Below are 11,592 nucleotides of genomic sequence, written 5' to 3' on the forward strand. Positions count from 1 at the left end.
CCTCCGGGAAACGACAACGAGCGCGCTGCAACGCATGCAGCACGAGCACGGGTCAATCCAGGAGGGGGCTTAAATCAGCAGGCTACAGAAGCGCTGCAGGGGAGGCGGATCGGACACGCACACCGGAACATCCCGATACAACTGCGCGTGTACCGGTGGCAACAGAGCCTGCACCAGCGCGAAGGCGGCCAGCGCGGGCTGGTAAGGCACTTGAGGGGCCTTCGCATCGGCCGTGGCGATGTGATCGCGCTGGCAATGCTGGTCGCACAACGCCGGAGCATCGGGATCCGGCGTGGACATCTCTTCGCAACCGACCATCAGGGTCGCTTGTCCAGCTTCCACCGATTCCAGCGGACAGGCGTAAGCCACCAGCGCGAGTTGCTGCAGCAGCAGCGCCCACAGTCCCAGCCATGCCAGTCGGGCACGAGAACGGGGTCGCCGCCACCGCCTCAGCAGCCTCACCATGACAGCTCCCGCACGCCCGAAGCAGCGCCTGCGGACGCTGGGCAGATCAGGGCAGGGGACGTGCGAGCTCTCATGATGGCCAGTCTAGCCCTCTTGGGGCCGACTGTCATTGATCAGGATCAAGCCCTCGCGCGGACTCAGCGGTGGCATCCGCCGCAGCAGGAGGATGCGACGGCCGGGGCGGCCGGCGTACCAGCCTCAGAAGGGAGCACCGCAGCGATCACATAGCCTTGCCGCTGGATAGCCTCAACCGCCTGTTCTACGGCAAGCAGGCCCTCGATCTTGACCACGCCACTGCCCAGATCGACGTCCACCTGGGCGTGGGGGTCAAGGGCCTGAATGGCTTGGGTGACCGTTCGGACACAGTGACCACAGGTCATACCTTCAACAACGAGATTCATGGACAACCCTCCAAAAGCATCGGCGGTTTGCCGACGGCGTGACGATGAGCCTTCCCACGGTGGGAAGGTCAAACGACAGGCAAGTTGAGTGGTAATCCGTCCCGCGTTGTTGACCTTCCCATCATGGGAAGGCTCAGGCTACCTGCTCGTTCCTATTGGCCCTCACTCCATGGACATAACGCTCACTTATGCGAATTAAGTTATTGATTATATTACATTAATACAGGAATCGCAAGGTCTGTAGTTGCACCGTGCCCTGGCCGGCCACAAACGCGATAAGCTAAGCATTCCTTAGTGCTAGTCATTCTTGATGTCATGACGATGCCATCTGAGCGCACCCGCAATGTGCTGCAGGCGGGCGCGTTCCTCAGGCAGCTAGCGGCCAGCCAAGCCGTGCCTAAAGAGGTGCGGCAAGAGGCATATCGACTGCTGCGGCACTATCCAACCGTCAGCGACATCGAGGCGATTGCTGAGCACGAAGAGCGGCTGCGAGCGCTGACCCAGTCGGCCTTCGTACGACCCTACCTGAGCAGCGAGATCGAGGCGGATTGGTTCTCCGGGTACCCGCTCGGCCCTCATCGCATCTGACCATGAAGCAACCGAGCAGGCCGCGTGGAAGAGGGACTACGTCTGCGGAGACAGCGCTGGAGGCTTCCTTTGAACGGGCCCGCGACAGTGCGGCCGAGGAACGCGCATTCTTCAAGCGACTGATGGATGCGATCGTGTACGTGCATGCGCCCATCTCGGACGACGCGCAGACACTGCGGCTGGTCCAGTTCCGCCATCCTGACGGTTTCGATGCGATCCCTTTCTTTACCTCGCTCGACAAGGCGCAGGCGGCCAGCTCGTCTGCTGTCAGAATTCTGGGAGTTTCAGGCCGTGAGCTGCTAACCGGTACTCGCGGCGCGACGTTGATGCTCAATCCCAACTACGGCGGCGTTGTCCTGTACCCGGAAGAGGTTGCGACATTGTTGGATACGGGCTTTCTGGCCAGGGTGGAACGTCTGGCGCCGGCGGAGTTCGCGGTGAGACCTGCCCAGGCCGCGCCGGCTTGGCTCGCTCCGGCCATCAGCGGCAGCCTTGAGCACGCCGACTTCGTCTCGTCGGCCTATCTCCTGGAAACTCACTCGTCAGGGGGCGTCGAACAGCCTCCCGGTCTGTTGATCTGGCTGGTGGTGGACCTGGCTTTCGCCGAGCGGGCGGCTCGTCTGGTGACCACCGCCATACAGCCCTTATGCTCAGATTTGGACGTCATCATCGACTTGGCGGTCCACGACGTATCGCTGCCTTTGCCGGCGGGCTTGGATGATCCCCAGATCCTGCCCATATTTTTTCACGAGAATCAAGCCAACTTGAGCACAGCTCATCGGCCTATGAGCCCTGAAGATAAGCTACTAGCACTCCTTCCGGGATTGACCGAGGAAGAGAAGGAACGGCGGACCCGCGAGGGTATGGCCGACGTCGACGCTGGACGTACGATCCCGCACGAGGAACTACTGCAATGGATCAGGCGACGGTCAGAGCCTTCTTGAAGGTTTCCGTTGGGTCAGGAGCGTGGAAACTCTTGAATCCAATATTCAAAAAGGGCACGCGTGCCTGAGCAGTACTCCAGGAATGCCTGTGTCACGCGGCTTCTGGTTCAATCAAGCCTAGGTCTGTAATCCACGAACTGCCTGACGTCGAGGGGTGTTTCCTCGTTGAATCATGGTGTTAGAGACGATTCGGCTGTTTTTCTCACGAATCCCTGCCGACCTTCTTGAAAAACTGAACCAGACCTACCCAAACGCTTCCGTAAGGCAGGTGGTGAGAGGGCAGGTTAAGCACATCAGGGATAGCAATCCCAAGGAGATAGAAGCGCTATGACAGGAGGCCAACGATCAACTTCCTACTATCGCCGAGCTAAAGAGGGTCAGTGCGGTTGATCCAGAGTTCCGGATGGAAAACAGCTTCTTTGGGCCCAAGCCAGTCATCACCGCCCGCATCATCAACCGCTCAACACTGCCATTGAGCGAAGCGAGCTGGAATGCGGCGCTGTACATCAGCTACATCCACACGCGTCGAGCTGGAGATGATCCCTGAGACAGCAATGGACTTTACGGACAAAGCCTATCTAAGTGCCGATCTTCAGAAGCGCATTGATTTCCTTGAGAACCAACTCAAGCAAGCGAGCGAGTTCGAAGATGTCTGATGCTACCAAGCCCCGCCGGCGGATCACCCTCCGGCGGGGCTTGGTAGCGGTACCGACGTTCACCCCCGCCAAAGAGGACCATTACACAATGCGCCCGTCCATCCTCGCCTTGGACTTAGAAGGAACGCTGATTTCCAACGCTGTAAGCCAGATCCCGCGCCCGGGCCTCTACGAATTTCTGGAGTCGGCAAAGTCGCTCTTTGAGGGTCTAGTCATCTTCACCACAGTTCCGGAGCCTAGATTTCGCGAGATTGCCGACCTATTGGCTTGCGAAGGAGCGGCCCCGGGTTGGTTTGCCCGCTTGCCATACATAGACTGGACTGGGCCGACGAAGGATCTTGCCAACGTTTCCCAGCCCATCGGCTCTGCATGGCTACTAGATGATTACGCCCCCTATGTACAACCGGGACAGGAACATTGCTGGGTCCCGGTTCAACTGTTTTGTTCTCCTTACCCCGAGGACGACGCGGGACTGGACGATGCCATCGAGGCAATCCGTAAGCGACTGAACGAGTACTAGAGGGCCATCTCTTGGCCAGCGTCCAATGGGCCACAGGCTCGCCGGTCAACCAAGGTCCAGCGCTTCGTTGGAGAACCGTCGATATAGACCTGGGGGGGCGTTTACCGCGATAGAGTCCTGAGCCCCCTCAAACCATCTCATGGACCCGTGGCAGCTGGTCGGTCTACTCAGACTAGAAGCTAAAGCTGCCAACTGCCGCTAGGTTCCAGCCAGTACGCCATGCCCAGCGGCAGGAAAGTCTCCATTGCAACGTCCAGGATCAACGGCTGACGCCAACCCTGACCAGGCAAGAAGCAAAAATCCTTCCGGGCGAGGGTTCCAGCTTGCTCGCGTCCAGCTAACCAGATGCATCTGCGTTTTATCTCGCGATCAAGTGCTCGCCTCGCGGCATGCTCATCCAAACCGCTTTGTATGAACTCCGAGGCAGAATTTCGCATGCTCGCCCACAGCACGTAGCGCTTACGCCCCAAGCTGAGCGCATTCCATTCAGGCGATCCAATCGACTGAAGCCCGTCGCCTAGCTTCGGGTCCAACCGATGCTTCCGCAGAAGGTTTGCCAAGTACGCTCGAGCTTCGGTGGATGCCAGTGAAATTCCGAGATTCCGCCTCGCACTGGGCGTGCACTCAGCCGCCCACTGGGTGAGCGACCGGGTCAATGCCGACTCAAGGTTCAAGTCACTGCGAGACCACGGAGATTTGTAGGACCAAGCCAGGGGCTCATACAGAGATCTTGCGGCAAGCCGAGAACATTCGACTGGTTCGCGATGGAGGACGCGCAGCGTCGCAAGCGTGTCAAGTGCCTGCGAGGCCAACCCCTCAGCAGCTACCGGCGAACTAGCCGTTCTTGAGCGCTCTAGCGCGCACCACGCGCACGCAAGAAAGGGACCTATTGAACGAACGAAATTGTCCAGTTCTGGCCAGGGCGCGATGAGGGTCGGTTGGCTAACGACATAGGCCACACAGCCCTCAAATCGCGATACCAGTTGTCAGGATATCAACCTGCCCACAGACTGTCTATCTGACTTTCCGATATTGACCCTTAGGTGTTCTCTCCAGTTCAACGATATCTGAACATCCGATATCCTAGCCGTGCAGCGAATGAGCGGGGAGCGCCCCGGCGCACGACGCAGAACGTTACCGCATGTTGGGAGAGCCGAAATGATGCGCACCAGCGCTAGCCACCCGTTACTGATTGCAGAGTTGCCTGTTGGAGCCCATGGAGGCGGCATAGGGGTGACATTTGCGCCAGGCAAGTACCAGGAAGTCGCCATGACTGGAGCATGGGCGAGAGACCTAGATGTGGACGTCTCGGCTATTCAGGACTGGGGTGCCACTCACCTAGTCACCTTGCTTGAGCCTTGGGAGCTCAAGGACCTTCGAATCGAGAGCTTACCGGCGATAGTGGCGGGGAAGGGCATCTCTTGGCATGGACTGCCAATCACTGATGGAGCCGCACCAGACGACAGACTCCTCAAAGATTGGCTACAGCTAAGTGCTGAGCTCGTCGCTGACATGCTGAGCGGTCAAAGGATCGTGGTCCACTGCAAGGGGGGGTTGGGACGCGCGGGAACGGTCGCTGCCATGCTTTTGCTGCAGTCTGGCGAGGCCAAGCGGGCATCGGATGCCATCCACATGGTGCGGCATGCCAGGCCAGGCGCAATCGAAACGATTGCTCAAGAGGAGTTCCTAGAGTACTGGGCGCAGAGCCTTCACCCGGGCGGAGCTTGACCACTCAGGTGCGCAGTCAGGAACTCAAGGACGAGTTGCCTGTGGATCCAGAACTCGAGGGCTTCTTAGGTCTGGATCCAGAAATCGACGGCGTCTCCATAGTGGATCTTCGCGAGGGTTCAGGGCACATCAAAAATTCGCTGCCTCGAAAGCTAAGAACCTTGCTGTCGCACGAATCAGGGTCTTGTGCTGGGGCCGGACCAGCGCTATCGCTGACTAAGGCAGGGCAACCTCCAGGGACTGTACTGCGACGGCGCGATCAATAGACATCTGTCAGATGTATCGCCACCACTATCGATCTAATGAATGCTGACTCAGCCGATGCGTGCTGCCTTAGGAGTTACGATCTGACTGCACTCGTGGCCGAGGCGAAACGCCACGACGTACAGGACCGTGGCATCCATCGGCATACCTGAGCCCATCCGAATGACGACCTTACGCTGACCGTGCGACAGTGATACTCCCAGTTCCCGCAGGACCTCAATGCGCTGCTGCAGCCCGTCGTAGATGTCTAGCTTGTCGACTTCTGAATACAGGTCTTGGCAGTCGCGATACTCACGGTAGTAGTCGACCAGTGCAGCAAACTCGCTCGCCGCCTCGCGCGACAGCTCGAAAGCCGGTTCGGACAGATCCATGTCGCACGAAACGATCAGGCTGGCCAGCTCGCGCCCAGCAGCAAGCGGGGACACCGCCAGGGTGATGTAGTCGCGCTCAAACTGCGCTTGCGCCGCCTGCAGTTCCTCGTCTGTCGGCAGCGAGAAAGGCTTGTTGAGTGCATCGATGTCATTGAAATCGAAGGCGCGCGCCAGTGCGCGACGGGTGTCGAAACTGGCCGAGTCACCCTGCTCAACCCGCTGAACTGTTCGCACGTTCAGGCCCGAGATCTCGGCCAATTGTTCTTGCGACCAATGACGCAACTGGCGGAACTGGCGAATGCAGGCGCCAACCTCAGCAGCGGTAAGCAGGCGAGGCGGGGTCTTGGTGGTCATAGAAGATAACTCCGGAGGGGTAGGGAGCCCAGATTAGGAGGGTGCCGAACTTGGAAACATGACAGTCGCCCGACAGGCCCCCGACACAGATCAACTGCCAGGACTTGCCCCAACGAGAAATCCGGGGCAACTGCTTATGCGCCCGTGATGTTCTCCCCGTGCCCCCAGAGGGGGGCGAGGCCCAACTGCCTAGTCACTCACCACAGACCCCACCCTAGACGCGCAGGCGATCCGGGACAGCTCTATGGCGAGGGCTGATGGGGGGTCAATGGCTCCAACTCTGGCAAAACACCCCCAAATTGATGATGCAGTGCATTCATCCATGCCAGAACTGGTTCGCCTGGCCACAGGTGCGCCAGATTCAGAAGGGTTAGCATGGCAAGCGCATTGCTGTTCATGGCCACCCCCGCCAGAAGCGCGCCCGGGTAGCCATTTAACTGCCTTGCCAAGGGGTGAATCCCGGCATGGAGATAGGAGTTCAAGCCGACATAAAGGCATTGTCTGGCTCTGCCCAACAACTGTGATGCTCCTCGGGGCCCAGAGGACTCAAGCTTTACGAGCATGTCCTGAACGCCAGGGAGCCTCTTTGCCGCTTGCTGACTCTCCAGAGTCAGGGGCGCAAGAAGCTTCTCGATGTCGGTGTCGGTAGCTGCATAACATGCCCAGGTTGCACGCACGAGGGCCTCATACTGGGGCCGGACCAGCGAGATTGCTGACTGGGGCAGAGTAGCGATCAGGGACTGTACTGCCACGGCGTGATCAAGGGACATCTGGCAAAGTGCCGCCACCGCCGTCGATCTTCGGTCACGTCCATGCTCTATCTCCATCCAAGCGGCTCGAATTTCACCCAAGAGCTCTAAGGAGCCCTCCAGCACAGACGCCCGATCCTGGTCAGCCGATTGAGGCACAAGTCATCCTAGAATCGTGATCTGCAGGCAAGAGTAACGGCTCGTCCATCGGGCAAAGCCCTCAGTTGGCCGGCTGGGCTGCAGCATCTGTTAGCCGGTAATCTCTGCATTGCATCATCCGTGCATCAGCAATTTCTGCGTTGCGTCAGTCGCAAGTCAAATTTTTCTGCAATGGACCGTCTTGCACTGAAATTTTATTCCTCAAAAGCTGAAATCTCTGCAATGGCACCCTAAGAATGTCTGCGATGAACAGCGTTCTGGTCCGCGCGCGATTGCTTCCTATATTGCAACCATACGCTCAGCCAGCCAACCGCCGGGATCCATGATCGCGCGAGCGGACGATCCCGGTCGCAAATGGCTGGCTGCCGTCACTCTCGTGGCTTTGAGCGATCAAGGGGAGCAGTCTGGCCCACGTGTCGAACAGAAGCCTTGGATCTTGGTGGATCAGAAGCGAAACCCGCAGCGCATCTTCCATCGCCTTGAGGTAGCCGCGGCGTATCTCAAGTGCGTTCTCGCAAGCATTGGGGCGACCAAGAATTTGTGTGATCGCGGAGGCCATAGCAGTCTGGACAGGAGGGGAGGGGAAGGCGATAGTCTGCAAACGTCTAGACGATCCCGCAATGAGCATCCTCAACGTTCTCCTCACTCGTGACCACCTCGTCGTCGCAGCGGATACCCTGGCAGAGGATGCTCTCACAGGGGCGTATTCCGCGGGGGCAAAGCTGCTGCTGATCCCTCAGCACAACGTAGTGCTTGCTGCGCGCGGGTCTACGCAATTCTTCCTGGGGGGCTCGCAGAATTCGGAAAAAATCGTACGCTAAGGTTTTCCGGGCATCCGTAGGGGCCGAAACTTCCCGTCTTCCAGTCTGCGGCTCTGCCGCCAGACGTAATCGCCGGTGAGGTTGATGTGCTCCCAGCCCAGCGGCGACAGGAATTGCAGCAGCTCGCCGTCCACCGGCTTGCCGGCCTCGACCAACCCCTGGGTGGCGCGCTCCAGGTACACCGTGTTCCACAGCACGATAGCCGCCGTCACCAGGTTGAGGCCGCTGGCCCGGTAGCGCTGCTGCTCGAAGCTCCGATCCCTGATTTCCCCAAGGCGGTTGAAGAACACCGCCCTGGCCAGCGAGTTGCGCGCCTCACCTTTGTTCAGGCCGGCATGCACGCGGCGGCGCAGCTCAACACTTTGCAGCCAGTCTAGGATGAACAGCGTGCGTTCGATCCGGCCCAGCTCGCGCAGGGCCACGGCCAGGCCGTTCTGGCGCGGATAGCTGCCGAGCTTGCGCAGCATCAGCGAGGCAGTGACGGTGCCCTGTTTGATCGAGCTGGCCAGGCGCAGGATGTCGTCCCAATGGGCGCGGACGTGCTTGATGTTCAGGGTGCCGCCGATCAGCGGCCGCAGCGTCGGGTAGGTCTGCACGCCCTGCGGCACGTACAGCTTGGTTTCGCCGAGGTCGCGGATGCGCGGCGCGAAACGGAAGCCCAGCAGGTGCATCAGGGCGAAGACGTGATCGGTGAAGCCGGCCGTGTCGGTGTAGTGCTCCTCGATCCGCAGGTCGGACTCGTGGTACAGCAGGCCGTCGAGCACATAGGTGGAATCGCGCACGCCGACATTCACCACGCGGGTGCTGAACGGCGCGTACTGGTCGGAGATATGGGTGTAGAACAGCCGTCCCGGCTCACTGCCGTACTTCGGGTTGACGTGTCTGGTGCTCTCGCCCCGGCCGCCAGCCCGGAAACGCTGGCCATCGGAGGATGAGGTGGTGCCGTCGCCCCAGTGGGCGGCGAAGGCATGCTGGTACTGGTGGTTGACCAGCTCGGCCAGGGCCGCCGAATAGGTCTCGTCGCGGATGTGCCAGGCTTGCAGCCAGGACAGCTTGGCGTAGGTCAGACCGGGGCTCGACTCGGCCATCTTGGTCAGCCCGAGGTTGATCGCATCACCGAGGATCGCGGACAGCAGCAACGTCCGGTCTTTGGCCTCGGCCCCGTCCTTCAGGTGGGTGAAGTGGCGGCTGAAGCCCGTCCAGTCGTCCACGTCCATCAGCAGTTCGGTGATCTTGATGCGCGGCAGTAACTGACTGGTCTGGTCGATCAGCGCCTGCGCCCGATCCGGCACCGCCGCATCCAGCGGGGTGATCTTCAACCCGGACTCGGTGAGGATGGCATCGGGCAGCTCGTTGTCCTTGGCCAGGCGGGCGACAGTGGCCAACTGCTCGTCCAGCAGCTGCAAGCGCTCTTCCAGATACTGGTCGCTGTTCGGGTTGATCGCCAGCGGCAGGGCCTGTTCCCGCTTGAGCGCGGCGAACTTCTCGGCCGGCAGCAGGTAGTCGTCGAAGTCGCGGAACTGCCGCGAGCCCTTGACCCAGATGTCGCCGGAGCGCAGGGCGTTCTTCAGCTCGGACAGGGCGCAGATTTCGTAGAAGCGCCGGTCGAGGCCTTCCGGGGTGATCACCAGTGGCTTCCAGCGCGGCTTGATGAAGGCGGTGGGAGCATCGGCCGGCACCTTGCGCAGGTTGTCGGCGTTCATCTCGCGCAGCGTCTGCACGGCTGCCAGCACGCCCTGCGCGGCCGGGGCGGCGCGCAGCTCCAATACCTCCAGCAGAGCCGGCGTGTAGCGGCGCAGGGTGGCGAAGTTCTCGCCGACCAGGTGCAGGTGGTCGAAGCCCTCCGGCCGGGCCAGCAGCTCGGCTTCGCTGACGCTCTCGGTGAACTCGTCCCAGGGGATCACCGCCTCGATGGCGGCATAGGGGTCGCTGCCGGCTTCCTTGGCCTCCAGCAGCGCCTGGCCGATCTTGGAGTACAGGCGCACCTTGTCGTTGATCGCCTTGCCCTGCTTCTGGAACTGCTGCTGATGCTTGTGCTTCGCGCCGCTGAACAGCTTGACTAGGATGCGGTCGTGCAGATCCACCAGCTCATCAATCACGGTTGCAGTGCTCTCCAGCACCACGGCGGCCAGGGTCGCATAGCGCCGCTGCGGCTCGAACTTGCCGAGGTCTTTGGGCGTCATCTGCCCACCCTCGCGGGCCAGCTTGAGCAGGCGGTTCTGGTGGATGTGCCGGCCCAGGACTTCGGGCAAGTCCACCAGCTGAAATGTCTTCAGCCGCTCGATGTGCTCAAGCATGTGCCGAGAGTTGGGTTTCAGCGGTGCCTGGCGCAGCCAGGTCAACCAGGTGATGCTGCTGCCGGCCTTGAGCTTCAACAGCTCGTCCAGCTTGGCCCGATGCGAGTCCGTGAGCGGTTCAACCAGGGCGCGGTAGACCCGCCGATTGGCCCGTGCAATGGCCTCCGAGCAAGCCCGGTCGATCACGCTCAACGCCGGCAGGATGCGTCGCTTCTGCCGCAGGCTCTCCAGCGCCTGGCCGGCCAGCAGCAAGCCCTTGTCGGTCTGCTGGGCCAGTTCGGTCAGCTCGCGCACCAGGGCGCGGAAGTCGGACAGGCCGAACGGGGCCAGTTGAAGGTAGGTGCGCAGTTCCTGGGCGTGCTCGCGACGGGTCACATCGCGCTCGCCGTACTTCGTCCAACTCGCCGGATCGGTCTGGACTTGCTTGGCCACCCACAGGATGACCGGTTCGGGCAGCTCGCTGTCAGTGCCCAACGCATAGCCGGGGTAGCGCAGCAGGCAGAGTTGCACGGCGAAGCCGAGGCGGTTGGCGTCGCCGCGCCGCTGACGGATCAGCGACAGGTCGGAGTCGTTGAAGGTGTAGTAGCGGATCAGGTCATCCTGGCTTTCTGGCAACGCGAGCAGGGTGCCCCGCTCCGTGGCCGAGAGGATCAAGCGACGCGGCATGTGTCAGTCGTCCGTGCGGAGGTACTGGTAGAGGGTTTCCCGGCTGATGTTGAACTCGCGGGCAAGCTGCGCCTTGGGCTCGCCGGCCGTCGCTCGCTGCCGCAGGGTAGCAGCCTGCTCATCGGACAGGGCTTTCTTGCGGCCCCGGTACGCGCCACGCTGCTTGGCCAAGGTGATGCCCTCACGCTGCCGCTCGCGGATCAGGGCGCGCTCGAACTCAGCGAAGGCCCCCATCACCGACAGCATCAGGTTGGCCATCGGCGAGTCCTCGCCAGTGAACACCAGGCCCTCCTTCAGGAACTCGATGCGCACGCCGCGTTGAGTCAGCTTCTGTACCAAGCGACGCAGGTCATCGAGGTTGCGGGCCAGCCGGTCCATGCTGTGCACCACCACTGTATCGCCTTCGCGGACGAAGCTCAGCAGCGCTTCGAGCTGGGGGCGCTGGGTGTCCTTGCCCGATGCCTTGTCGGTGAACACCTTGCTCACCTGTGTCTGTTCCAGCTGGCGTTCCGGGTTCTGGTCGAAGCTGCTGACCCGGACGTAGCCGATGCGGTGCCCCTGCACGATGTCTCCTTGGTTGAAGGCGGCTTAAGTGCTCCTTCTGTTCCG

General features: G+C 61.0%; 13 protein-coding genes. 6 read left to right on the plus strand and 7 right to left on the minus strand.

What is annotated here, in order from left to right; genetic code table 11:
- Nucleotides 1-69: 69 nt before the first annotated feature.
- Together ACX9OT_RS04535 and ACX9OT_RS04540 are read right to left on the minus strand one after the other, a co-directional pair.
- Entirely contained in the window at nucleotides 70-369 is a 300-nt protein-coding gene (locus ACX9OT_RS04535; protein ID WP_232017559.1) for a hypothetical protein, read from the minus strand.
- A gap of 233 nt (nucleotides 370-602) precedes the next feature.
- Nucleotides 603-866, minus strand: coding sequence for a heavy-metal-associated domain-containing protein (locus tag ACX9OT_RS04540; protein ID WP_021201833.1), 264 nt, complete (start codon nucleotides 864-866; stop codon nucleotides 603-605).
- 294 nt (nucleotides 867-1,160) lie between these two features.
- Between ACX9OT_RS04540 and ACX9OT_RS04545 the strand changes: the two genes are divergently transcribed.
- The 5 genes from ACX9OT_RS04545 to ACX9OT_RS04565 all read left to right on the plus strand — a co-directional run bounded on the left by ACX9OT_RS04545 (nucleotide 1,161) and on the right by ACX9OT_RS04565 (nucleotide 5,302).
- Nucleotides 1,161-1,454, plus strand: coding sequence for a BPSL0761 family protein (locus ACX9OT_RS04545; protein ID WP_223224794.1), 294 nt, complete (start codon nucleotides 1,161-1,163; stop codon nucleotides 1,452-1,454).
- 2 nt (nucleotides 1,455-1,456) lie between these two features.
- Nucleotides 1,457-2,398, plus strand: a complete 942-nt coding sequence (locus ACX9OT_RS04550; protein WP_049401588.1) for an SseB family protein — start codon at nucleotides 1,457-1,459, stop codon at nucleotides 2,396-2,398.
- Nucleotides 2,399-2,801: 403 nt separating this feature from the next.
- On the plus strand, nucleotides 2,802-2,945 hold the full coding sequence (locus tag ACX9OT_RS04555) for a hypothetical protein (RefSeq protein ID WP_153855340.1): 144 nt from the start codon (nucleotides 2,802-2,804) through the stop codon (nucleotides 2,943-2,945).
- A 101-nt stretch (nucleotides 2,946-3,046) separates the two neighbouring features.
- Nucleotides 3,047-3,574: an NIF family HAD-type phosphatase gene (locus ACX9OT_RS04560; protein WP_021201831.1), complete on the plus strand. Its 528-nt coding sequence runs from the start codon at nucleotides 3,047-3,049 to the stop codon at nucleotides 3,572-3,574.
- Nucleotides 3,575-4,843: 1,269 nt separating this feature from the next.
- Nucleotides 4,844-5,302 carry a cyclin-dependent kinase inhibitor 3 family protein gene (locus ACX9OT_RS04565; RefSeq protein ID WP_021201830.1) on the plus strand — a complete coding sequence of 153 codons (459 nt, stop codon included), beginning with the start codon at nucleotides 4,844-4,846 and terminating at the stop codon, nucleotides 5,300-5,302.
- 314 nt (nucleotides 5,303-5,616) lie between these two features.
- Here ACX9OT_RS04565 and ACX9OT_RS04570 read toward each other — a convergent pair whose 3' ends face one another.
- The 3 genes from ACX9OT_RS04570 to ACX9OT_RS04580 all read right to left on the minus strand — a co-directional run bounded on the left by ACX9OT_RS04570 (nucleotide 5,617) and on the right by ACX9OT_RS04580 (nucleotide 7,758).
- Nucleotides 5,617-6,291, minus strand: a complete 675-nt coding sequence (locus tag ACX9OT_RS04570; RefSeq protein WP_005413401.1) for a helix-turn-helix domain-containing protein — start codon at nucleotides 6,289-6,291, stop codon at nucleotides 5,617-5,619.
- A 242-nt stretch (nucleotides 6,292-6,533) separates the two neighbouring features.
- A complete protein-coding gene (locus ACX9OT_RS04575) occupies nucleotides 6,534-7,118 on the minus strand; it encodes a DUF6988 family protein (protein WP_401750236.1) in 585 nt (194 codons plus the stop codon).
- 379 nt (nucleotides 7,119-7,497) lie between these two features.
- On the minus strand, nucleotides 7,498-7,758 hold the full coding sequence (locus ACX9OT_RS04580; protein WP_049401600.1) for a hypothetical protein: 261 nt from the start codon (nucleotides 7,756-7,758) through the stop codon (nucleotides 7,498-7,500).
- A gap of 61 nt (nucleotides 7,759-7,819) precedes the next feature.
- Between ACX9OT_RS04580 and ACX9OT_RS04585 the strand changes: the two genes are divergently transcribed.
- A complete protein-coding gene (locus ACX9OT_RS04585) occupies nucleotides 7,820-8,020 on the plus strand; it encodes a hypothetical protein (RefSeq protein ID WP_032966765.1) in 201 nt (66 codons plus the stop codon).
- On the opposite strand, the gene ACX9OT_RS04590 is transcribed toward ACX9OT_RS04585, so the two are convergent.
- Entirely contained in the window at nucleotides 8,017-10,983 is a 2,967-nt protein-coding gene (locus tag ACX9OT_RS04590) for a Tn3-like element TnAs1 family transposase (RefSeq protein ID WP_005413400.1), read from the minus strand. The two genes, ACX9OT_RS04585 and ACX9OT_RS04590, sit on opposite strands and share 4 nt — an antisense overlap.
- Nucleotides 10,984-10,986: 3 nt before the next feature.
- Complete coding sequence (locus ACX9OT_RS04595; RefSeq protein ID WP_010921730.1) at nucleotides 10,987-11,547, minus strand: recombinase family protein; 561 nt, start codon at nucleotides 11,545-11,547, stop codon at nucleotides 10,987-10,989.
- Nucleotides 11,548-11,592: the final 45 nt, after the last annotated feature.

The organism is Stenotrophomonas genospecies 3, assembly GCF_054473855.1.